Origin of the sequence: Providencia vermicola (assembly GCF_020381325.1) — a bacterium.
Lineage (GTDB): Bacteria > Pseudomonadota > Gammaproteobacteria > Enterobacterales > Enterobacteriaceae > Providencia > Providencia vermicola.
On the sequence record NZ_JAGSPI010000013.1, the window covers coordinates 123,377 to 145,658 of the forward strand.

Here is a 22,282-nt window from a genome sequence, read left to right on the forward strand (position 1 = left end):
GCTTGTAGTGCTATATTTTGCTTGTAAATAATTAGAATGATTGCCTTGATGGCATCAATGCTTTAGGTGCATGTCATTACTTTACGTTTTCACGGTGTGTGATGGACAATAGCGGGGGATACCTAGAGACCCGACTCTTTTAATATTTCAAGGAGCAAAGAATGCTTATTCTGACTCGTCGAGTTGGTGAAACACTCATGATAGGCGATGAGGTAACAGTTACTGTATTGGGTGTTAAAGGCAACCAAGTTCGTATTGGTGTTAATGCCCCAAAAGAAGTTTCTGTTCACCGTGAAGAAATTTATCAACGGATCCAGGCCGAAAAGACTCAACCAGATAATCAATAATAATGAATAAGCGTCCAATGATTGATCACACAGCAAGAATGGGCGCTTGTCTTACTGCGTTTTAATAATTTTTACGTTCTCAAACTTCGTTTCATTTGCTTCACTCACTTATTTCGTTGAGCGTGATGATGCATTGTCAGCAAACACCTTTTCATCTTTGTTTATAATTGCGCCGTATCATGGTGGCGAGCAAATAATTTTTTGGTTCAAAAGTAATTTTATCCCTCTCATTTTTATTCATAAAGTAAGTTATTTAAGGGCTGAAAAAGTTCTTTTTCGGTGTTAAACTAAGCATCTTGCTTGTGAAATGTGCAAACAGACTGCGGAATGCAAAAAGTTTGGAAAAATTGTTTGACTTCTAAGTCTAGGAAAGTAATATGTGCGCCACACAGAGACGAGATGTTTGAAAAAACAAATCATGTGTAACTAAAATATGGTGAGGTGGCCGAGAGGCTGAAGGCGCTCCCCTGCTAAGGGAGTATGCGGTCAAAAGCTGCATCGAGGGTTCGAATCCCTCCCTCACCGCCATTTTAGATTATGCATCCGTAGCTCAGCTGGATAGAGTACTCGGCTACGAACCGAGCGGTCGGAGGTTCGAATCCTCCCGGATGCACCATATTAACCCTACAGGGAAGCCTAGTTGGGTTCTATTTTGGTTCTACTTAGTGAGTAATCAAAATAGCGCAGTAACGAAGAAATTGATTTACAGAAGTAGATGTTGATAAGAAGTTTGAGAGAGAAGCACGTCTTGCAGTAACTATGCATCCGTAGCTCAGCTGGATAGAGTACTCGGCTACGAACCGAGCGGTCGGAGGTTCGAATCCTCCCGGATGCACCATCTCTTAGCTAATTAGTTAGCGTATCAATAATCCATTTAGTGTATACATTCTCAGTTATTGAATTAATCGATATTTATCGACAGAATTTTGCATCCGTAGCTCAGCTGGATAGAGTACTCGGCTACGAACCGAGCGGTCGGAGGTTCGAATCCTCCCGGATGCACCATAACAAGAAAGACTCCTCAATTTGAGGAGTTTTTTTTTGCCTGAAAAGTCAATTAAATAACATTTCCGATGCATCTTTTGTTTTAATCCCTCCTAAACCACACATCTAGACAGCGACAATTTATGTGATTTAAGCTAAAGTAATTGCCTTAATAAAATAAATTAACATCACAGGCGGGAGGTCGATTTGATCCCGGACGTATCGAAAGCGCTCTCATGGTTAGAGGCGCACCCAGAAACACTAAATGGTATTCAACGTGGTATTGAGCGCGAAACATTGCGTGTGACGCCTACAGGCTCAATTGCAGAAACGTTGCACCCTGAAGGGCTGGGACAAGCTTTAACACATAAATGGATCACGACAGATTTTGCGGAGTCCTTACTCGAATTTATTACTCCCGTAGATAAAAGTATCAGCCATAACTTGGCTTTTCTCAGGGATTTACACCGTTATACTGCACGTCACCTTCAAGATGAAAGAATGTGGCCACTCAGTATGCCGTGCTTTATCGAAAGTGAAGATAAAATCACTCTTGCTCAATATGGTACTTCTAACGTCGGGCGTTTTAAAACCTTATACCGTGAAGGCCTTAAAAATCGTTATGGCGCATTGATGCAGACGATAGCAGGGGTGCATTATAACTTTTCTTTGCCAACTGAATTTTGGCAGGCATGGGCGGGTGTTGATGATCCTGACAGCGAAAGTGGTAAAGAAAAAATTTCTGATGGCTATTTACGCTTGATCAGAAACTACTATCGCTTTGGTTGGGTGATCCCATATTTATTCGGTGCATCTCCTGCCATTTGTGGCTCTTTCTTAAAAGACAGAGATACCACGCTCACATTCGATAAAACAGAATGTGGAACTTACTATTTACCTTATGCGACGTCTTTGCGCATGAGCGATTTGGGTTATACCAATAAATCACAGAGTGATTTGAATATCACATTCAATAAGCTAGGTGAATATGTTGAAAACCTGAAAAAAGCCATTCATAAGCCTTCCGCTGAGTTTGAAAAGCTAGGTGTGAAAAAAGATGGTAAATACGTTCAGCTTAACTCTAACGTGTTGCAAATTGAAAATGAGCTCTATGCCCCAATAAGACCTAAACGCGTTCCTAAAGGCTCAGAGTCCCCTTCTGATGCATTATTGCGTGGTGGTATTGAGTACATTGAAGTACGTTCTTTGGACATCAACCCATTTAGTGCGATTGGGGTGAATGAAACCCAAGCGCGATTTGTTGATCTATTCTTAATATGGTGCGTGCTCGCTGATGCGCCAGAAATGAATGCGCAAGAACTTGATTGTTGTCGTCAAAACTGGAACCGTGTGATCCTCGAAGGGCGCAAGCCTGGTCAAGTGATTGGTTTTGGTTGTGGCAGCGAAGTGAAACCGTTAGTGGAAGTTGGCCAGCAATTATTTAATGATTTAATTCGTGTCGCTGAAGTGCTCGACACTTGCTGTGATGCGAAATATCAAGATGTTTGCCATCAGTTTGTTGCGATGTTTGAAGACCCAACCCTGACATACTCTGCGTTAGTTATGGATGAGATGTTAGAAAAAGGCATCGGTGGTTATGGGTTAGAATTAGCTGAAAAATATTTTGAACAGCTAATCAATGAGCCGTATGAAGTGATCACAGAAGAACAGTTTGAACAAGCAAGGTTAGCATCTATTGAGAAACAAGCGACGATGGAGCGGAGCGAAACTGAACTCTTTGAAGACTATCTACGTATTCATGCAGGACGCTAAAAGAAAGTGGCCACTCAAGGTGGCCAAATAAAAATCTCTTAGAGAATTAGGGATGATAACAATTGCGCGTCTTTCACTAATTCAGACTTCGCATTTTCAAAATAGTTTCATTTATTTTCAAAATAAATTTTTTAATTTTTGAGGAGGTCACGAAATGCCATTATTAGATAGCTTTACTGTCGATCATACTCGCATGGCAGCCCCCGCTGTTCGTGTGGCAAAAACGATGAAAACGCCAAGTGGTGACACCATCACTGTTTTTGATTTGCGTTTTACCGTGCCAAATGAAGAGGCTATGACGGAAAAAGGGACTCACACATTAGAACACTTGTTTGCAGGTTTTATGCGTGACCACCTTAACGGCAACGGCGTCGAAATTATCGATATCTCCCCGATGGGCTGCCGTACAGGTTTTTATATGAGCTTGATTGGCCAACCTGCTGAGCAGCGTGTTGCTGATGCATGGAAAGCCGCAATGGAAGATGTTTTAAACGTCAAAGACCAAAATAAAATCCCTGAGTTAAACGTATATCAGTGTGGTACCTATAAAATGCATTCACTGGAAGAAGCTCAGCAAATCGCACGTAATGTGTTGTCATCAAATATTGGTATCAATAAAAATGACGATTTAGCATTACCTGCAGATAAGCTGGAACAGCTTCACGTTTAATCTCTAGGTGTGCTCTTATGAAAAAAGCGCCTTAAACATGTTGGCGCTTTATTTTTGGCGAAAAGTTTATAAGTCGGGGACTTGCGAGCTAAAAGTGAGCGGTGTGATCCTCACTTGCTTGATGGTGTTTTCATTCATCGCTAACACTTCAATCATGTAATGACCCACTACGATTTGCTCTTCAAGCTGTGGAATATCGCCAATGACCTCTAATACCATGCCGTTAACCGTCCTAGGGCCGTCTACAGGCAAATTCCAATCAAAAGCCTTATTTAGGTCACGGATATTAGCAGTACCGTCCACCAGGATGCTACCATCACTTTGAGGTAGAACCTCTTCTGCTAAAGACGGTGACATCGATGTGGTAAAATCACCAACAATTTCTTCTAATATATCCTCTACCGTGATAAGCCCTTGAATTTCGCCATACTCATCCACAATAATCCCTAACTTTTCTTTTTTGTGTTGGAAATTAATGAGCTGAACATTTAGTGGTGTACTATTTGGGATGAAATAAATGTTATCTGCGGCTTTTATCAGGTTTTGTTTATTGAACTCTCGTTTTTCCATCATCAATCGATAAGCTTCTCGGACACGCAAAATCCCTATTGAATCATCGAGAGAATCGCGATAAAGCACAATTCGACCGTGGGGGGAATGTGTAAGTTGTCTGATGATTGATTTCCAATCATCATTAACGTCAATGCCTACAATTTCATTTCTTGGCAGCATGATGTCACCCACCGTCACTTTGTCTAAATCCAGTATTGAAATCAGCATATCTTGATTGCGGCGGCTAATTTTATGCTTTGATTCATTGACAATAGTACGCAGCTCTTCTTTGTTTACCGCATCTGTGCGAGCCGTTAAGGAGCGAATGCCTAAACAACGCAAAAGTAGTGCAGAAATAGTATTAAAGGTCCATACCACAGGCATCATAATGATTTGCAAAGGCTTGAGAAAGTAGCTGCTGGGAAAGGCGATTCTTTCCGGATAGAGCGCGGCTAATGTTTTTGGCATCACTTCTGCAAAAATAAGGATCACAAACGTTAAGATCCCCGTTGCCATCGCGACACCCGCGTTACCATATAAGCGAATACCAATGATGGTGGCTAAGGCTGAGGCGACGATATTAATTAAGTTATTGCCAATCAGGACAAGGCTGAGCAGTTTGTCGGGGTGTTTTAGCAGTTTTTCGACACGAATTGCCGAACGATTACCTTGTTTTGCCAAGTGTTTTAAGCGATAGCGATTTAATGTCATCATCCCAGTCTCCGAGGCAGAGAAGTAGGCTGACATAAAAATTAAAACAATCAGTATGATGATTAGCGTACTGGTAGACACATCATCCAAAACAAGGTTCCTTATTGCAATATGGAAAGGTTAGAAAAACTCAAGGTACCATAAACTGTTGGAGTAGACGGTTACCAAAAAAAGCCATCGTTAAAATGATTGAGCCAGCAACATGGAAGAATAAAACGCGTTTTCCGCGCCAGCCGCCGTGGAAATGGCCCCAAAGCAAAGTAATGTAGACAAACCAAGCAATCACTGATAACACAGATTTATGGATATTTTCTTTATCAAAGATATTATCCATATAAATAAACCCTGTGCATAAAGTCAGAGTCAGTAAAATGACACCCACTTGGGTGATGTGAAACATTTTACGCTCTACCACCATCATTGGCGGCATATCAGGGCTAAATTTTAAGGTTTTATTTTTGAGTTGGTGATCAATTAACGCAACTTGAAATGCATACAAGGCAGCAATAAGTAGCGTGGCATAGCTTAATAAGGCTAAGCCAATATGTACAAATAGAGGCACGCTGGCTTCTAGGTGAGTAATAAACTCACCAGGCATAATGGTAGAAAGCATTAAATTAATGATAGCGAAACTGTACACTATCGGGGTTAGATACCACGCTTTTCCCCAATAGGCGACAACCGTCATAATTAAGCACATCAGTAAACTCACCGCTGAACCAAGGTTTAATAGGGTGAGATTCTGCCCTTCGGCCTCACTAAAAATGAGTAATTTTAGTGTGATGGCGTGCGTTACTAATGCAATAATCGCAAGTAGCATCGCCAAACGGCGATAAAGGGGTTGTTTGCGCACTTGACCTGGGACGATCAGCAGTAGGCTAATCATGTATGTACAAACTGCTATGACTGCAAATACTGGCATAGTATAGTGTCGATATTCATTTTTAGTGGAAAGTTATTTTATAGTATAACGTGTACGGGAGCAGGCTCCAACTATTGGCCGCGCCAATAGCGGTATATTCACGATAGATAGCATTTCATGTACCTATAGGATTGTACAGATAACAATGAAACTAACGCTATCATAGCTTGTATAATCTGTTTCAAACAGAGGGCAGCGAAAAAATAGCGGGTGTGGTACAATCGGGGAAATATTTTTTATCGTGCTTTTTCCTTCATTTGATTGAAGGTTTGCTACTTATAATTCAACTTGTTGACACTAAAACACTTGAAATTAGGTGTACTAGCAACCAGATCAGGCTAAACATCGGCCCATCAACAGAATTGAGCTAAGACATATGTTTGATAATTTAAGCGACAGACTCTCGCGCACGTTGCGCAATATCAGCGGACGTGGACGTCTCACTGATGACAATATTAAAGATACATTACGTGAAGTTCGCATGGCATTGCTGGAAGCCGACGTAGCGTTACCAGTTGTCCGTGAATTTATCCAGAAAGTCAAAGAAAGTGCCGTTGGTCAAGATGTAAATAAAAGCTTAACTCCAGGCCAAGAGTTCATCAAAATTGTTCAAAATGAACTGACTCGAGCGATGGGGGAAGAAAACCATCAACTCAACTTGTCGGCTCAGCCGCCTGCGGTTGTCTTAATGGCGGGTTTACAAGGTGCGGGTAAAACAACCAGCGTTGCGAAACTAGGTAAACATTTAAAAGAAAAGCAAAAGAAAAAAGTTTTAGTGGTCTCTGCTGACGTCTACCGCCCAGCGGCGATCAAACAGCTTGAAACTTTAGCTGAATCTGTTGGTATTGATTTTTTCCCATCAGATGTGCAAGAAAAGCCCGCAGCTATTGTGCAAAAAGCGTTAAAGCACGCTCAACTTCAATTCTATGATGTATTATTAGTGGATACCGCAGGTCGCTTACACGTTGATGAAGCGATGATGGAAGAAATCCAAGAAGTCCATCGTATTATTAAACCTGTGGAAACCTTGTTCGTCGTCGATGCGATGACGGGGCAGGATGCAGCGAACACCGCAAAAGCGTTTAACGAAGCCTTACCACTGACAGGGGTTGTATTAACCAAAGTTGATGGTGATGCGCGTGGTGGTGCAGCGTTGTCGATTCGTGCAATCACAGGTAAGCCAATTAAATTCTTAGGGGTTGGTGAAAAAACGGATGCCTTAGAACCGTTCCATCCAGAACGTGTTGCATCCCGTATCCTTGGAATGGGGGATGTGATTTCTCTGATTGAAGAGATTGAGCACAAAGTTGACCGTGATGAAGCAGAAAAATTAGCGAAAAAACTAAAAACGGGTGATGGTTTTGATTTAAATGACTTTTTAAGTCAATTAAAACAAATGCGTAATATGGGCGGCATGGCGAGCATGATGAGCAAAATGCCGGGAATGTCCCAGTTACCAGATGCTGTTAAATCCCAAATGGATGATAAAATCACGGTTCGTATGGAAGCGATGATTAACTCCATGACGCGCAAAGAGCGCGAAAAACCAGAAATTATTAAAGGTTCTCGTAAACGCCGTATTGCGGCAGGTTCGGGAACGACCGTGCAAGAAGTTAACCGCCTTTTAAAACAATTTGATGATATGCAACGCATGATGAAGAAAATGAAAAAAGGTGGCTTAGCCAAGATGATGCGCGGCATGAAGGGTATGATGCCTCCGGGTTTTCCGGGGCGTTAAACAATAAAGCCTCAAACAAAACGCACTTTTGATTGATTTTTGCGTCAAAGTAAGTAAACTTTTCGGGCTTTTTATATGACAGCCGGACTCTATCCCTCGATGGAGTCTGGTTGTTTTGTTAACTAATGAGGATGTTATGGTAACAATTCGTTTATCTCGTGGCGGCGCTAAAAAACGTCCGTTCTACCAAATCGTTGTAACCGATAGCCGCAATGCGCGTGACGGTCGTTTCATTGAGCGTATCGGTTTCTTCAACCCGATCGCTTCAGGTCAAGCAGAAGAACTGCGTTTAGACTTGGACCGTGTTGAGCATTGGGTTGGCTTAGGCGCAACTATTTCTGACCGTGTTGCACAACTGGTCAAACAAGCTAAGAAAGCAGCTTAATCTGTCGCGGTGGTAACAATGAGCAAGCAAACTAAACTACAGCCACCTGAAAACCCAATTGTATTGGGGAAATTAGGTGCGGCATACGGTATTCGTGGTTGGCTCAAAGTTTTTTCGTCCACCGAACATGCTGAAAGTATTTTTGAGTATCAGCCTTGGTTTATCCAACGTTCAGGTCAATGGCAACACATTGAAATTGAAGATTGGAAACATCATAACAAGGATATCATCGTCAAGCTGAATGGGGTCGATGACCGTGATGCAGCTGCGCTTTTGACTAACTTTGAAATTGCGGTTGATTCAACCCAACTACCTGAGTTAGAAAACGAATACTACTGGAAAGACCTGATGGGCTGCCATGTAGTGACGTTACAAGGCTATGACCTTGGTACCATCACTGACATGATGGAGACTGGTTCGAATGATGTACTGGTCATTAAGGCGAATTTAAAAGATGCATTTGGCATCAAGGAGCGGTTGGTTCCGTTTCTTGATGGGCAGGTTATCAAGAAAGTCGATCTCGATGCTAAACTCATTGAAGTGGATTGGGATCCTGGTTTTTAAATCTCCGGTTGAACGGTTTTGATAAGTGGGACGATATCATGTGGATTGGTGTAATTAGCCTGTTTCCCGAAATGTTCCGCGCAATAACCGAGTACGGGGTAACTGGTCGGGCAGTGAAAAATGGCCTACTCACATTTGAGTGCTGGAATCCGCGTGATTTTACTCACGACCGGCACAAAACTGTTGATGACCGCCCCTACGGAGGTGGTCCAGGCATGCTGATGATGGTGCAACCGCTTAAGGATGCAATCAACGCAGCAAGAACTGAGGCTGGTGAGGGTGCAAAGGTTATTTATCTTTCACCACAAGGGCGCAAACTAAGTCAAGACGGTGTTTGCGAGCTGGCAACCAATGAGAAATTAATACTTGTTTGTGGCCGCTATGAAGGCATTGATGAGCGTATCATTCAAACCGAAGTTGACGAAGAATGGTCAATCGGCGATTACGTTCTCAGTGGTGGGGAACTCCCTGCGATGGTGTTGATAGACTCAGTATCTCGGTTTATACCAGGGGTGCTTGGTCATCAAGCTTCAGCTCAAGAAGATTCTTTTGCTGATGGCTTGCTAGATTGTCCTCACTATACCCGCCCTGAAGTGTTAGATGGCATGCAAGTCCCAGATGTATTACTTTCGGGGAATCACGCTAAAATAGATAGCTGGCGCATGAAACAATCACTTGGCCGTACCTGGCTTAGAAGACCTGAGCTTCTGGAAAGCCTAGCTCTGACTGACGAGCAGAGGATGTTGCTGACTGAGTTCCAGCGTGAATATCAGTCTGAGCAACAAATGAATCCAGACAATTAATTGTCTAAACATATCAGTTTACCTAGGGTAAGAGAGTTATTATGAGCAACATTATTAAACAAATTGAACAAGAGCAAATGAAGCAGGACGTACCTTCATTCCGTCAGGGTGACACCGTGGAAGTTAAGGTATGGGTCGTAGAAGGCTCTAAAAAACGTCTGCAGGCATTCGAGGGCGTGGTTATCGCTATTCGTAACCGCGGTCTGCACTCTGCATTCACTGTTCGTAAAATTTCTAACGGCGAAGGTGTTGAGCGTGTCTTCCAAACTCACTCACCAGTCGTAGATAGCATTGCTGTTAAACGCCGTGGTGCTGTTCGCAGAGCTAAACTGTACTACCTGCGTGAGCGTTCTGGTAAGGCAGCTCGTATCAAAGAGCGTCTGAACGCCAAGTAATACGCTTTCGCTACATCCGAAAGTTGAAGAGGCCCGCATTAGCGGGCCTTTTTTATATTCGTCATATTTCAAGTTCTCGCGGTGTTGGCTACGTTCATTCGCACTAGTCACATACTCATGTATGCTCCTAGCGACTCATTCTCTTGCTGCCTAGCGAGAACTCGAACTATTTAGAATAAATAGAGTTAGTAAGTCACACTTCAAGCCGCATCTGTATTAGCTGCACTTATTCGAATTAGTCACATACTTATGTATGCTCCCTGCGATGTCCTCACTTTGCCGCCTTGCTACAACTCGAACTATTTAGAATATAGTTGAGAAGTTAATTTCTCAGTGTGTAAATTAATTTTTACGAAAAAGCTATGTTTTAACTCTATATTGAGTTCTGAAATGTTGGGTTTATGTTAATTTGCTTTATTGTCAGTATGTTGTATTGGTGTAATTTATTGTTTACGATGGTGGAAATATTTTACATAAATGGATTGAATTGTTTACGATGCATGGTATGTTATTACCCATGCACTCAAACACAATATGTAAACAATAAACCAAGCAAATATAAGCTAATTAAGTAGGTAAAAAATGATCATGCAAAAAGATGTACTCAACAATGTGAATATTCAAGACGAACAGGTATTAATCACCCCTGAGAGTCTGAAAGAGAAATATCCGCTGAGTCACAGCAACCTGCATGCCATTGCGACATCGCGTCAAGTTATTGCGGATATTATCCATCAACGTGATCCTCGCTTACTCGTGGTATGTGGTCCTTGCTCAATCCATGATGTGGATGCTGCGATTGAATATGGTGAACGCCTACAAAAATTAGCCGAAGAGTTAAGTGATAGCTTATATATTGTGATGCGTGTGTATTTTGAAAAACCACGGACGACTGTGGGTTGGAAAGGCTTAATAAGTGATCCATTTATGGATGGTTCATTCCAAATGGAAAAAGGCCTTCATATTGCTCGCGACTTACTGACTAACTTAGTCAATATGGGGCTGCCACTGGCGACTGAAGCATTAGACCCAAATAACCCACAATATTTAGGGGATTTATTCAGCTGGTCTGCGATTGGTGCAAGAACTACTGAATCACAAACCCACCGTGAAATGGCATCAGGACTTTCAATGCCTGTAGGGTTTAAAAATGGGACTGATGGTAGTTTATCTACAGCAATCAATGCATTGAAAGCGGCTGCAATGCCACATCGTTTCATGGGAATTAATCAATCGGGCCAAGTTTGCTTATTACACACCAAAGGCAACAGCAATGGTCATGTGATTTTACGCGGTGGTAAAACACCCAACTATAGCGCAGAAGATATTGCGGCATGTGAAGCTGAAATGCGTAAAGCGGGGCTGGAACCATCACTAATGGTGGATTGCAGTCATGGTAACTCAAATAAAGATTACCGCCGTCAGCCACTGGTAGTTGATTCAATTATCGAACAAATTGTTAATGGTAATGAGTCAATTACAGGTATTATGCTGGAAAGCCATATTAATGAAGGCAACCAAACCTCTGAACAGCCACGCGATGCGATGAAGTACGGCGTTTCTGTGACAGATGCCTGCATTAACTGGCAGACAACAGAGACTGTATTGCGTAACTTACATCAGGCGCTATTGCCTGTGCTTGAACAACGCACGCAGAAATTGAGCAAAGTGAGCTGATCAAGGTATTAGTATGTCTGTTGAGTTATCCCATTTACGGGACCAAATTGATGCGGTTGATAAATCCTTATTGGATTTATTAGCCAAAAGGTTGCAACTTGTGGCGGAAGTTGGCGAAGTCAAAAGCTTACATGGGTTGCCAATTTATGTCCCTGAGCGTGAGTCGAGCATGCTAGCGGCTCGGCGCGCCGAAGCAGAACGTATGGGGATCCCACCTGACCTGATTGAGGATATTTTACGGCGGATCATGCGTGAGTCTTACGCACGTGAAAATGACAAAGGTTTCAAGACACTCAACCCGAATGCAGGCCCAATTGTTATCGTGGGTGGCGATGGGAAGATGGGGAGGTTATTCCATCGTCTTCTGACCCTGTCAGGTTACCAAGTAAAAACGTTGAATCAAAATGATTGGCCGCAGGCAGAATCGATTATTGCGGGTGCCAGTGTGGTGATGGTCAGTGTGCCTATCCACTTAACCGTTCAGGTGATTAACCAACTGCCAAAATTGGATAAAGGCACTATTTTGATGGATATTGCGTCTATCAAACAACAACCATTAGAGGCCATGCTAGCGGCACATGAAGGGCCAGTTTTAGGGCTTCATCCGATGTTTGGCCCCGATATCGGCAGTGTAGCAAAACAAGTTTTTGCGTATTGTCATGGCCGTGGTGCTGAGTCTTATCAATGGTTTCTTGAACAGCTATTAGTTTGGGGGGCGCGTTTGAAAGAAATCTCAGCGCAAGAGCATGATAAAAACATGAGTTTTATCCAAGCATTACGCCACTTTACGACTTTCACTTATGGGCAAAATTTGGCGAAAGAGGATATCGATTTACAGCAGCTTCTTGAGTTGTCATCCCCCATCTACCGTTTAGAACTTGCGATGGTGGGGCGGTTATTTGCTCAAGACCCCCAGTTGTATGCAGATATCATCATGTCTTCGGATAAAAACGTAGAATTAATTCGTCGTTATCATCAGCTTTTAGGGCAGTCTATTGAACTGCTTGAAAAGAAAGATAAAGCAGAATTTATTCGCCAGTTTAATCAAGTTAGTGAGTGGTTCGGCGAAGATGCCCACCATTTTATGAAAGAAAGCCAGTCATTGTTGCAACGCGCCAACGATAACCGCAAGTAATCATCCCCGCCTTCTATTGTGTTGTTTGCAGTAGAGGGCTTTTTTACTGTTAATTTTTTGTTATTTCAGGTAATCTTTCTTTTTCGACCCTCTAAATTCGATATTTTATTTTGAATAAGCAATTTTACTTATTTCTTGTGCTTTCTATTGAAAAATCTCCTTTCTAATCTAAAACAGATATCTTCCCCTATTTAAGGGTAAATTAATCGATTTATAAAATTGATATTTAATTATCGATCGATTTATATGGTAAAGATATGACGTATTTTACCGATAACACTACTCATTCAACGATGGCTAGCGTGGTAAACATATGTCTTTTAAAAATCTCAAAATTAGTATGAAGTTAACGATAGCATTTGGGGGATTTGTTACGCTTATTATCCTGAGCTCACTCTTTTCATTGGCCAATATGAACAGAGCCAATGACGGAATGAAACAAGTTCTGTATGAAAGTTACCCCATTGCCTCAACAGCAGGGCAGATGATGGATAACTTTTATTCCTTTATTGGTATTCAAGAATTGATTTTACTTGATGACCGAGGGAGTGATAAGCGACGTGAAGAGTTAGCCAAAATTACATTGAAAATTAATGAATTAATGGATAGCTTAGAAAAAAATGTCACGGATGATCGTTCTAAAGAAGTCCTTTCTGAATTACGAATTATTCGCCAACAATTTCATTCATCAATTGCTCGTATCAATACATTCCTTTCTGAAAATAATCGTCAAGCGGCTATTGATGAAATGATGGTAAAAACGTCTAGCATTCAGCGTGATTATCGAGACCACATTCAAACGCTAATGGCTATCCAAGATTTAGAAATGCAGGATATTGGGCGTACAGTCAATGCCAATTATGAAAGCAATAAAATTTTACTGGCGATTCTTTCAGTGATCAGCATTGCTGCAGGTTGTGCAATGGGGTGGTTTATTACCATTATGATAACCCGCCCACTCGAAAATGCGGTTGGTTTAGCGCAGTCTATTGCGAGTGGTGATTTAACGAAAGACGTTAAAGTAGATTCGAAAGATGAAACAGGTATTTTATTAAACGCATTGAATAACATGAAAGGGCAGTTAGTTGAAATTGTCCAAGAGGTGCAAAAAGGCTCTGAAAGTATTTCTGCAGCGGCAGGGCAAATTGTGGCAGGTAACCAGAACTTAGCCGCCCGTACGGAAGAGCAAGCCGCATCTGTTGAAGAGACAGCAAGTTCTATGGAACAAATTACCTCAACGGTAAAAAACACCACTGAACATACTCATGAAGCCAGTATGCTAGCGGAACAAGCGGCGGTTGTTGTGCAGAATAATGGTCAAATGATGAATCAGCTAACGAATAAAATGCGAGCTATTAATACCTCATCATTACAAATGACTGATATTATTAACTTAATTGATTCCATTGCATTCCAAACCAATATTCTGGCATTAAATGCTTCGGTTGAAGCGGCGAGAGCAGGCGAACATGGTCGTGGTTTTGCGGTCGTTGCGGGAGAGGTACGTTTATTGGCACAAAAAAGTGCGGCATCAGCCAATGATATCAAAGGGCTGATTGAGAACTCTTCATCGCAAACCAAAGAAGGTATGGAGCTCGTAGAGAAAGCGACTGAACAAATTCATGGCATGATTGATAGTGTGAAAGAAATGAATACGCTATTACAAGAAATTGGCCAAGCAAGCCAAGAAGAAAGCGATGGCATTTCACAAATTAACAGCGCTGTAGGGCAATTAGATTTAACCACGCAACAAAATGCCAGCTTAGTGGAGGAGTCCGTTGTGGCGGCAGACTCATTAAATGAACAAGCATTCCACCTAAAAAAACTTGTGAATTACTTCCGCGTTAATTCTAACTACCAGTCAGAAACGACGGTATAATTTTGATTAAAGGCTGCTTTTCTATTTAAGCAGCCTTTTTACGTTTATTATGGTGCTACTTTTTCAGGTTCAACGGGAACAATATTTTCAGATGGGTAACAGCCTAACACTTTTATTGAGCGTGTAATTGCTGAAAGCTCTTTGAGTGCTTGTTGCAGGTTATCTGAACGTAAGTTCGCATGAACATCCACATAAAACATCTCCTCCCAAGGTTTGCCATTAATTGGGCGAGACTCTAATTTACTCATAATTATCTTATTATTTTTTAAGATAATTAGCGCATCAACCAATGCACCAGCTTGCTGACCCGTGGTGATTAATAACGTGGTTTTAGCAGGAACTTGTTCAGTGACTTCAATAGATTGTGGTGCAACGACAATAAAGCGGGTCATATTGATTTGCTGGTTTGCTAAATTGTGTTCAACAACATGTAAGTTATACAGTGCGCCACCTGCTTCACTGCCCAGTGCTGCAACATTAGGGGAATCTTGTTCCGCCACCATTTGCATCGCAGTTGATGTACTGTCGCAATATTTTATTTTCCACTGTGGAAACTGGGCTAAATATTGGCTGCACTGCTGGAAAGGTTGAGGGTGACTGTAAACCGTATCAATGAGGCTTAAATCGGTATTACCTGTGGTGAGTAAACAGTGGTTAATGGGTAAACGAATTTCCCCCACAATAGAGAGTGATGTATTTTGCAGTAAATCGTAAACATCATTAATGGCGCCAGAACTGGTATTTTCAATTGGTAAAATACCATACTCTGCTTGCCCACTTTCGACTAATGAAAATATATCTTGGAATTTATTACAGCTACATTCGACGAGTTGATCAAAATGGCGGGCCGAATATTGGCGAGCTGCGATATGTGAGTAAGAACCTTTGGGGCCTAAAAAGGCAAAACGGGCAGTGTCACTCGGCGTTAAATTTAAGTGCTTTTGTAAAATTGCTTGTTGGGTTAACACCGAGTCTTCGATGATCATCTGAAATAAGCGAGTAATATAAAAGCCGTCAAGGCCCAGTGGTTTACCTTTATTAATGAGAACATCCAAAAGTTGACGTTCGCGGTCTTTATCACGAATAGGGCGATTGTCATCAATTTTTGTTTCTGCAACTTCTGCTGCAAACCCACGGCGTTTTGCCAAAAGGTTTAGGAGCTCACTATCTAACTGGCTTATTTTTTCTCGTACTTTCAGTAAATTAGTGCTGTTTTCCATCCTGCCCACCCTGTAATGTCGTGATATAAAAAAAGCCCCCTATTTGGGGGCTTTCTAATTTTGTCTTCTTTTCTTTCTCGAACGACAAAAGCCCCTAATTAGGAGTTGCTAAAGAAGAAAAAGAAAACAAAATTACGTTTCATGTGAATACCTTTAAATAAACTTGATTCAAATAAACCCGATACGCCATAAGAAGTCAATAAAAAAGAATCATAAACATAAAAAACGCGCCTATTGCAGGCGCGTTTTACAAAGTTTCAAGATAAGTTGATAGATAATATAAAATTATAACGTAACGAGGTTCGCTTCTTTTACACTATTGTTGGCTCTTCTTGATTCTCCTTTATGTTGCACTTTATTGAGTTGTCTTTCGAGTTTGTTGATCAGTTCATTTATTGCAACGTACATATCTTCATGTTTGGCGCTAGCAACTAATTTACCTGTCGCTGTTTTGATATTTGCATCAACCATGAAACCTTGTGGCTCTTTTGATAAAACAATATGCGTATTTATCAGGGAAACTTGCCACTTATCCAATTTTGTTAGACGGCTGTCAATGTGTTCACGAATAGCTGGGGTAATATCCATTTGTTTGCTAGTTATGTTCACTATCATAGTGTTACCTCTCATTGTTTCCGTCTTTGATGAATTCAGAATACGCGTTATCAGCAATAAAAAATTGATATAGATCACATCTGATTCAGGGGATATACATCACACATCCGAAGTGTGATTTTGTATGAAAAAGGGGAGGAAAAGCATTGCCAAAATGAATGGATTAGTGGAAACTGATTAAGTTGGCTATCGATACGGTTAATAGTCGGATCTTTTTTTGGGTTAAAATTTAACTAATCTAAAAGATTGATTAATACAAATAAAAAAGTAAGAGAATACGGTAACGATTGGAAGCCAATCAGACAAACAAAAACAGCAGCCGAGGCTGCTGTTTTAGATCAAACTCGAGATTATTGTGGGTTTGCAACAATAATACTTTCGGCTTTATTTGCTTCTTGGTTTAAACCCATTTGTTTATACGCAATTTCCATGTATGGCAAGGCATTACGTGTTGCTTCAGTGTCTGGGTAATCTTTCAGCATTTGTTCTGTGCGATTAACAACCGCGACATAAGCACCTCGTTTGTTGTAATATTCAACCACAGAAAGGTCGAATTTTGCCAAACGTTCTTTTAAGTAGACTAAGCGCTTGCTAGCATCGTTTGCATACATACTGTTAGGATAGTAACGAACTAGCTGGCTTAAGTCTTTAAAGGCGACGCGAGCGTGCTGAGGGTCTCTATCTGAACGGTCGATACCGAATAAGCCTTGCAGTAAACTATCGTCTAAGGCCATAGCGGTTAAACCGCGCATGTAAAGGACATAGTCAATATTTGGATGAGTCGGGTTTAAACGCATGAAACGGTCAATTGCCGCTATCGCCATAGGCAGTTCAGCTGATTTATAATAGGCGTAAATCAGGTCTAATTGAACTTGCTGGGCGTATGGGCCAAACGGATAACGGTTATCAAGGGCTTCAAACTGTTTGATGGCAGCTTTAAAGTTACCGTCCTGTAGTTTTTGCTGACCCGTTGCATAGATTTCAGCTGGGGAGCTATCAGGGCTGACTTCAGGGTTGCTGGAGCACCCAGCTAAAACCAGGCTCAACGTGGCTGCAGCCACCAGATTTTTCATACGTATCATCACGTGTAGGTTATCCTCTGAGTGTTTCGAGGGAGTCTATCCATAAGGCTCCCGGCAAAATTCGAGTTACAATAGCATATATTTTAAATGAAACGGCAGCGCCGTCAAAATACAAACACCAAAAAGTAGATTAATTTATGGCTCAACAAGTACAACTTAGTGCAATTATCGCTGAATCACAGCTCGGTCAACGTTTAGATCAGGCTTTGGCCGAATTGTTCCCTGATTATTCACGTTCACGCATAAAAGAGTGGATTTTAGATGATAGAGTGCAGGTTAATGGCAAAGTTATCAATAAGCCAAAGGAAAAAGTTTTAGGTAGTGAACAAATTTTAATCGATGCCCTTATTGAAGAAGATAATCGTTGGGAACCTCAGGATATTCCACTTAACATTATTTATGAAGATGAAGATATCCTAATTATTAATAAACCGCGTGGATTAGTTGTACACCCAGGGGCTGGAAACCCAGACGGAACAATCCTAAATGCTTTATTATACCGTTACCCAGAAATTGTTGATGTTCCAAGAGCAGGGATTGTTCACCGTCTTGATAAAGACACCACTGGGCTCATGGTGGTCGCAAAAACCGTTCCAGCACAAACCCATCTAGTCGAGTCTTTACAGTTAAGAGAAATTACGCGTGAGTATGAAGCGGTGGCGGTGGGTCGTATGACTGCTGGTGGTATGGTTGAAGAGCCGATTTCTCGCCACCCAACGAAAAGAACTCACATGGCGGTTCACCCAATGGGTAAACCAGCAGTCACACATTACCGCATCATGGAGCATTTCAGAGCACACACGCGTCTACGTTTACGTTTAGAAACGGGTAGAACGCACCAAATCCGTGTTCACATGGCACATATTAACCATCCATTAATTGGCGATCAATTATACGGTGGCCGTCCTCGCCCATTAAAAGGTGCCACGGAAGAGTTTTTAGAAGTGATGCGTAATTTCGATAGACAAGCACTGCATGCAACAATGCTGCGCTTATATCACCCAATTTCAGGTATTCAAATGGAGTGGCATGCACCGCTACCTGATGATATGGTTAAGCTTATTGAAGCCTTAAAGGCAGATACTGAACTTCATAAAGACAATATGGATTGGTAATGAGCACACTGATTTTCCCTGACTGGCCGCAGCCTAAAAGCGTATCAAGTTGTAGCACAACCCGTGCGGGTGGTGTGAGCCTGCCACCTTTTGACAGTTTGAATCTTGGCGACCATGTAGACGATCGCCCTGAAGACGTCAGTGAAAATCGCCAGCGCCTTGTTGAACTTGCTCAATTACCACAACAACCTGTGTGGCTTGAGCAGGTCCATGGTACGCATGTTCTTCATCTTAATGGTAGTAAAATCAAAAACAAACAAGCAGATGCAGTCTATAGCAATCAAGTGGGGCAAGTTTGTGCCATTATGACGGCGGATTGCTTGCCTGTTTTATTTTGTAATCAAGCGGGAACAGAGGTTGCAGCGGCTCACGCAGGGTGGCGGGGGTTATGCAATGGCGTGCTTGAAAATACGATTCGCCAATTTATTAGTCCTGCTAATGAAATGATGGTGTGGCTCGGCCCTGCAATTGGTGCTAAAAAATTTGAAGTGGGTGCCGAAGTTAAACAGGCATTTATTAATCAATCGTCTGATTTAGCTTCCGCTTTTAGACCTCATAATGGTAAATATCTTGCTGACATCTATTTATTAGCCCGTAAAAAGCTCAATGCGATAGGGATTAATGCCATTTATGGTGGCGATTTTTGCACGGTAAGTGATGAAAACAGATTTTTTTCCTACCGACGTGAGGGAAAAACGGGAAGAATGGCTTCTTTGATATGGGTAAATAACTAGTGTTTAGCGTTTTACTCTAAATTAACAGATATAACAAAAATTATTCAATGCAAAACTTGAATATTTAAAAATAGACCTCATCTAGTATCCAGTAGCAAATTTAATCTCATTTATCGGAGGTGTTATGCGTCTGGATCGTTTAACTAATAAATTCCAGCAAGCTCTCGCTGACGCCCAATCTTTAGCCCTTGGGCGTGAAAACCAGTTTATCGAACCTATTCATCTATTATGTGCCTTATTTAATCAAGAAGGTGGCACAGTCCGTCCTTTGCTGACGACACTTGGCGTTAACGCGGTGCAATTTAAGCAAAAGATTGAAGATGCATTAGGGCGTTTGCCTCAAGTACAAGGTGTGGCAGGAGACGTTCAACCATCAAGTGACTTAATGCGTCACTTGAACCTATGTGATCAATTGGCACAAAAGCACGGAGATGATTTTATCTCCTCTGAATTATTTCTTATCGCCGCTTTAGAAGCCAATACAACATTAGCAGATATGCTCAAAGCAGCAGGTGTTAATAAAGATAATTTAAAAAAGGCAATAGAACAGATGCGTGGTGGAGAAAAAGTGAATGATCAAAGCGCTGAAGACCAGCGCCAAGCCTTAAAAAAATATACTGTCGATTTAACTGAACGTGCAGAACAAGGCAAATTAGACCCAGTGATTGGCCGCGACGAAGAAATTCGCCGTACTATTCAAGTATTACAACGTCGTACAAAAAACAACCCAGTGCTGATCGGTGAACCAGGTGTAGGTAAAACCGCCATTGTTGAAGGGCTGGCACAACGTATTGTGAATGGTGAAATACCTGAAGGCCTGAAAAACAAACGCGTTTTATCCCTTGATATGGGGGCCTTGATTGCAGGGGCTAAATATCGAGGTGAATTTGAAGAGCGTTTAAAAGCTGTTTTGAATGACCTCGCAAAACAAGAAGGCAACGTTATTCTCTTTATTGACGAACTGCATACCATGGTTGGTGCAGGTAAAGCGGATGGCGCAATGGATGCGGGGAATATGTTGAAACCTGCACTTGCCCGTGGGGAATTACACTGTGTTGGTGCTACGACGTTAGATGAGTACCGTCAATACATTGAAAAAGACCCTGCGTTAGAACGTCGTTTCCAAAAAGTGTATGTCGCAGAGCCTTCAGTAGAAGACACGATTGCAATTTTGCGTGGTTTGAAAGAGCGTTATGAACTTCATCACCATGTACAAATTACTGACCCTGCGATCGTCGCAGCAGCAACGTTATCGCATCGTTATATTACCGATCGTATGTTGCCGGACAAAGCTATCGACTTAATTGATGAAGCGGGTGCAAGCCTGCGTATGCAAATGGATTCAAAACCTGAATCCTTAGATAGATTAGAACGCCGTATTATTCAGCTGAAACTTGAACAGCAAGCACTGAAAAAAGAATCGGATGAGGCGAGTAAAAAACGTCTTGAAATGTTAGAAGAAGAACTGACAGAGAAAGAACGTGAATATTCTGCATTAGAAGAAGAGTGGAAAGCGGAAAAAGCCTCGTTAACGGGCACTCAGCATATTAAAGCAGAACTGGAAAATACGCGTATCGAAATGGAAAAAGCGCGCCGTATGGGTGATTTAGCAAAAATGTCTGAATTACAGTATGGTCGTATTCCTGAATTAGAAAAACAACTTGAAGCCGCAACTAAAGCGGAAGGTAAAAGCATGAAGCTTTTACGTAACAAGGTGACTGACGTTGAAATCGCTGAAATTCTAGCGCGCTGGACTGGTATCCCTGTTTCAAGAATGCTGGAAAGCGAAAGAGAGAAACTGTTACGTATGGAACAGCAACTCCATCAACGTGTGATTGGTCAAGACGAGGCGGTAGTGGCGGTATCGAATGCGATACGTCGTAGCCGTGCAGGGTTGTCTGATCCTAATCGACCAATTGGTTCCTTTATGTTCTTAGGGCCAACAGGGGTCGGTAAAACCGAGTTATGTAAAGCATTGGCGAATTTTATGTTCGACAGTGACGACGCAATGGTGCGTATCGACATGTCTGAATTTATGGAAAAACATGCGGTATCACGTTTAGTGGGGGCACCTCCAGGGTATGTTGGGTATGAAGAAGGTGGGTATCTCACAGAAGCTATCAGACGTCGTCCATATTCTGTTATTTTGTTAGATGAAGTTGAAAAAGCACACCCTGATGTCTTTAACATCTTATTGCAAGTGTTGGATGATGGGCGTTTAACGGATGGTCAAGGCCGTACCGTAGACTTCCGTAATACGGTAATCATCATGACATCTAACTTGGGTTCTGACTTAATTCAAGAAAGATTTGGCATGATTGGTTACTCAGAGATGAAAGATATGGTGATGGAAGTGGTATCTCACAGCTTCAGGCCTGAGTTCATTAACCGTATTGATGAAGTGGTGGTTTTCCACCCACTAGGCAAAGAGCAAATTACGAATATTGCAAATATTCAGTTGGCTCGTTTATATAAACGTCTTGAAGAGCACGGTTATGAAGTTACCGCGACACCAGCAGCACTTGAGAAAATTGGTGAAGCAGGTTTTGATCCAATCTTTGGTGCAAGGCCGTTGAAACGTGCAATTCAGCAGGAAATTGAGAATCCGCTAGCACAAGAAATCTTGTCTGGTCGGTTACTTCCAGGAAAACCTGTTGTTTTAGATGTTGAAAACAACGAAATCGTAGCAAAACAGTTATCAATGAAGGAAGTTTAGTTCGTTGATTCAGTAGTAAAACTCAAAGGCGGCATTCTATATGCCGCCTTTTTCTTATCAATTTGGTGAAAAAAACGTTTTTTTTGGTCTGAAACTGGGCGTAAAGTGCAAAAGATAATCAGTTGGAAATTATTTTCAAAAAAACACTTGCCAGATTTTTCTGACTCCCTATAATGCGCATCCACTGACCGGGAACAAGACAACGCAAAGCGCGGTGAACACTGAAACGGCAGCGAGAGATTCTGAAAAGAAAAAGCAAAAAATT

20 protein-coding genes, 4 tRNA genes and 1 other annotated feature are annotated in these 22,282 nt (G+C 41.7%); of the genes, 18 read left to right on the plus strand and 6 right to left on the minus strand.

What is annotated here, in order from left to right:
- The first annotated feature begins 161 nt into the window (after nt 1–161).
- From csrA to luxS, 7 genes are all read left to right on the plus strand, one after another.
- Complete coding sequence (gene csrA, locus KDJ85_RS18180) at nt 162–347, plus strand: carbon storage regulator CsrA (RefSeq protein ID WP_004264815.1); 186 nt, start codon at nt 162–164, stop codon at nt 345–347.
- Between the two features lie 435 nt (nt 348–782).
- A tRNA-Ser gene (locus KDJ85_RS18185) sits at nt 783–875 on the plus strand.
- Between the two features lie 11 nt (nt 876–886).
- A tRNA-Arg gene (locus KDJ85_RS18190) sits at nt 887–963 on the plus strand.
- A gap of 145 nt (nt 964–1,108) precedes the next feature.
- Nucleotides 1,109–1,185 (plus strand) — tRNA-Arg (locus KDJ85_RS18195).
- A gap of 90 nt (nt 1,186–1,275) precedes the next feature.
- A tRNA-Arg gene (locus tag KDJ85_RS18200) sits at nt 1,276–1,352 on the plus strand.
- Between the two features lie 186 nt (nt 1,353–1,538).
- Complete coding sequence (gene gshA, locus KDJ85_RS18205) at nt 1,539–3,104, plus strand: glutamate--cysteine ligase (protein WP_225820850.1); 1,566 nt, start codon at nt 1,539–1,541, stop codon at nt 3,102–3,104.
- 154 nt (nt 3,105–3,258) lie between these two features.
- On the plus strand, nt 3,259–3,774 hold the full coding sequence (luxS, locus tag KDJ85_RS18210) for an S-ribosylhomocysteine lyase (protein ID WP_206084773.1): 516 nt from the start codon (nt 3,259–3,261) through the stop codon (nt 3,772–3,774).
- 66 nt (nt 3,775–3,840) lie between these two features.
- On the opposite strand, the gene KDJ85_RS18215 is transcribed toward luxS, so the two are convergent.
- Both KDJ85_RS18215 and KDJ85_RS18220 read right to left on the minus strand, forming a co-directional pair.
- The gene (locus tag KDJ85_RS18215; RefSeq protein WP_225820851.1) at nt 3,841–5,127 is read right to left on the minus strand and encodes a CNNM domain-containing protein; all 1,287 of its coding nucleotides are present in this window, start codon (nt 5,125–5,127) and stop codon (nt 3,841–3,843) included.
- Between the two features lie 40 nt (nt 5,128–5,167).
- Nucleotides 5,168–5,959, minus strand: a complete 792-nt coding sequence (locus tag KDJ85_RS18220) for a cytochrome C assembly family protein (RefSeq protein WP_225820852.1) — start codon at nt 5,957–5,959, stop codon at nt 5,168–5,170.
- Between the two features lie 376 nt (nt 5,960–6,335).
- Between KDJ85_RS18220 and ffh the strand changes: the two genes are divergently transcribed.
- The 8 genes from ffh to KDJ85_RS18260 all read left to right on the plus strand — a co-directional run bounded on the left by ffh (nt 6,336) and on the right by KDJ85_RS18260 (nt 14,535).
- The gene (gene ffh / locus KDJ85_RS18225; protein ID WP_206084776.1) at nt 6,336–7,697 is read left to right on the plus strand and encodes a signal recognition particle protein; all 1,362 of its coding nucleotides are present in this window, start codon (nt 6,336–6,338) and stop codon (nt 7,695–7,697) included.
- A 136-nt stretch (nt 7,698–7,833) separates the two neighbouring features.
- A complete protein-coding gene (gene rpsP / locus KDJ85_RS18230) occupies nt 7,834–8,082 on the plus strand; it encodes a 30S ribosomal protein S16 (RefSeq protein ID WP_004924887.1) in 249 nt (82 codons plus the stop codon).
- Between the two features lie 18 nt (nt 8,083–8,100).
- Nucleotides 8,101–8,646: a ribosome maturation factor RimM gene (gene rimM / locus KDJ85_RS18235; RefSeq protein ID WP_047757188.1), complete on the plus strand. Its 546-nt coding sequence runs from the start codon at nt 8,101–8,103 to the stop codon at nt 8,644–8,646.
- 38 nt (nt 8,647–8,684) lie between these two features.
- Nucleotides 8,685–9,449 carry a tRNA (guanosine(37)-N1)-methyltransferase TrmD gene (gene trmD, locus KDJ85_RS18240; protein WP_047757187.1) on the plus strand — a complete coding sequence of 255 codons (765 nt, stop codon included), beginning with the start codon at nt 8,685–8,687 and terminating at the stop codon, nt 9,447–9,449.
- Nucleotides 9,450–9,490: 41 nt separating this feature from the next.
- Nucleotides 9,491–9,844 (plus strand): 50S ribosomal protein L19, encoded by a 354-nt coding sequence (rplS, locus tag KDJ85_RS18245; RefSeq protein WP_047757186.1) that lies wholly within the window; start codon nt 9,491–9,493, stop codon nt 9,842–9,844.
- Between the two features lie 582 nt (nt 9,845–10,426).
- A complete protein-coding gene (locus KDJ85_RS18250; RefSeq protein ID WP_275967699.1) occupies nt 10,427–11,521 on the plus strand; it encodes a 3-deoxy-7-phosphoheptulonate synthase in 1,095 nt (364 codons plus the stop codon).
- Nucleotides 11,522–11,534: 13 nt separating this feature from the next.
- The gene (gene tyrA / locus KDJ85_RS18255; protein WP_225820853.1) at nt 11,535–12,656 is read left to right on the plus strand and encodes a bifunctional chorismate mutase/prephenate dehydrogenase; all 1,122 of its coding nucleotides are present in this window, start codon (nt 11,535–11,537) and stop codon (nt 12,654–12,656) included.
- A 313-nt stretch (nt 12,657–12,969) separates the two neighbouring features.
- Nucleotides 12,970–14,535 carry a methyl-accepting chemotaxis protein gene (locus KDJ85_RS18260; protein ID WP_225820854.1) on the plus strand — a complete coding sequence of 522 codons (1,566 nt, stop codon included), beginning with the start codon at nt 12,970–12,972 and terminating at the stop codon, nt 14,533–14,535.
- A gap of 47 nt (nt 14,536–14,582) precedes the next feature.
- On the opposite strand, the gene pheA is transcribed toward KDJ85_RS18260, so the two are convergent.
- From pheA to bamD, 3 genes are all read right to left on the minus strand, one after another.
- Entirely contained in the window at nt 14,583–15,755 is a 1,173-nt protein-coding gene (gene pheA, locus KDJ85_RS18265) for a bifunctional chorismate mutase/prephenate dehydratase (protein WP_225820855.1), read from the minus strand.
- A 25-nt stretch (nt 15,756–15,780) separates the two neighbouring features.
- Nucleotides 15,781–15,899, minus strand: a sequence feature (Phe leader region).
- A 141-nt stretch (nt 15,900–16,040) separates the two neighbouring features.
- A complete protein-coding gene (gene raiA / locus KDJ85_RS18270) occupies nt 16,041–16,370 on the minus strand; it encodes a ribosome-associated translation inhibitor RaiA (protein WP_206084780.1) in 330 nt (109 codons plus the stop codon).
- A gap of 350 nt (nt 16,371–16,720) precedes the next feature.
- Entirely contained in the window at nt 16,721–17,452 is a 732-nt protein-coding gene (bamD, locus tag KDJ85_RS18275; protein WP_206084797.1) for an outer membrane protein assembly factor BamD, read from the minus strand.
- A gap of 137 nt (nt 17,453–17,589) precedes the next feature.
- On the opposite strand from bamD, the gene rluD reads away from it, so the two are divergent.
- The 3 genes from rluD (at nt 17,590) to clpB (ending at nt 22,017) form a co-directional block, all read left to right on the plus strand.
- On the plus strand, nt 17,590–18,567 hold the full coding sequence (gene rluD, locus KDJ85_RS18280; protein ID WP_225820856.1) for a 23S rRNA pseudouridine(1911/1915/1917) synthase RluD: 978 nt from the start codon (nt 17,590–17,592) through the stop codon (nt 18,565–18,567).
- Nucleotides 18,567–19,301: a purine nucleoside phosphorylase YfiH gene (yfiH, locus tag KDJ85_RS18285; protein WP_225820857.1), complete on the plus strand. Its 735-nt coding sequence runs from the start codon at nt 18,567–18,569 to the stop codon at nt 19,299–19,301. The genes rluD and yfiH overlap by 1 nt, the downstream gene beginning before the upstream one ends.
- A 124-nt stretch (nt 19,302–19,425) precedes the next feature.
- The gene (clpB, locus tag KDJ85_RS18290) at nt 19,426–22,017 is read left to right on the plus strand and encodes an ATP-dependent chaperone ClpB (RefSeq protein ID WP_225820858.1); all 2,592 of its coding nucleotides are present in this window, start codon (nt 19,426–19,428) and stop codon (nt 22,015–22,017) included.
- Here the strand turns inward: clpB and KDJ85_RS18295 are convergent.
- Nucleotides 22,014–22,282 (minus strand): hypothetical protein (locus KDJ85_RS18295; RefSeq protein WP_225820859.1); only part of this gene is annotated, 269 nt, incomplete at its 5' end. The two genes, clpB and KDJ85_RS18295, sit on opposite strands and share 4 nt — an antisense overlap.

Excerpts from the sequence above, each read along its gene's own strand:
- bamD (WP_206084797.1), bottom strand. The coding sequence starts at position 17,452 with ATGATACGTATGAAAAATCTGGTGGCTGCAGCCACGTTGAGCCTGGTT.
- KDJ85_RS18250 (WP_275967699.1), top strand. The coding sequence starts at position 10,427 with ATGATCATGCAAAAAGATGTACTCAACAATGTGAATATTCAAGACGAA.
- KDJ85_RS18260 (WP_225820854.1), top strand. The coding sequence starts at position 12,970 with ATGTCTTTTAAAAATCTCAAAATTAGTATGAAGTTAACGATAGCATTT.
- rluD (WP_225820856.1), top strand. The coding sequence starts at position 17,590 with ATGGCTCAACAAGTACAACTTAGTGCAATTATCGCTGAATCACAGCTC.
- pheA (WP_225820855.1), bottom strand. The coding sequence starts at position 15,755 with ATGGAAAACAGCACTAATTTACTGAAAGTACGAGAAAAAATAAGCCAG.
- trmD (WP_047757187.1), top strand. The coding sequence starts at position 8,685 with ATGTGGATTGGTGTAATTAGCCTGTTTCCCGAAATGTTCCGCGCAATA.
- rplS (WP_047757186.1), top strand. The coding sequence starts at position 9,491 with ATGAGCAACATTATTAAACAAATTGAACAAGAGCAAATGAAGCAGGAC.
- KDJ85_RS18220 (WP_225820852.1), bottom strand. The coding sequence starts at position 5,959 with ATGCCAGTATTTGCAGTCATAGCAGTTTGTACATACATGATTAGCCTA.
- clpB (WP_225820858.1), top strand. The coding sequence starts at position 19,426 with ATGCGTCTGGATCGTTTAACTAATAAATTCCAGCAAGCTCTCGCTGAC.
- tyrA (WP_225820853.1), top strand. The coding sequence starts at position 11,535 with ATGTCTGTTGAGTTATCCCATTTACGGGACCAAATTGATGCGGTTGAT.
- ffh (WP_206084776.1), top strand. The coding sequence starts at position 6,336 with ATGTTTGATAATTTAAGCGACAGACTCTCGCGCACGTTGCGCAATATC.
- luxS (WP_206084773.1), top strand. The coding sequence starts at position 3,259 with ATGCCATTATTAGATAGCTTTACTGTCGATCATACTCGCATGGCAGCC.
- rimM (WP_047757188.1), top strand. The coding sequence starts at position 8,101 with ATGAGCAAGCAAACTAAACTACAGCCACCTGAAAACCCAATTGTATTG.
- csrA (WP_004264815.1), top strand. The coding sequence starts at position 162 with ATGCTTATTCTGACTCGTCGAGTTGGTGAAACACTCATGATAGGCGAT.
- yfiH (WP_225820857.1), top strand. The coding sequence starts at position 18,567 with ATGAGCACACTGATTTTCCCTGACTGGCCGCAGCCTAAAAGCGTATCA.
- raiA (WP_206084780.1), bottom strand. The coding sequence starts at position 16,370 with ATGATAGTGAACATAACTAGCAAACAAATGGATATTACCCCAGCTATT.
- rpsP (WP_004924887.1), top strand. The coding sequence starts at position 7,834 with ATGGTAACAATTCGTTTATCTCGTGGCGGCGCTAAAAAACGTCCGTTC.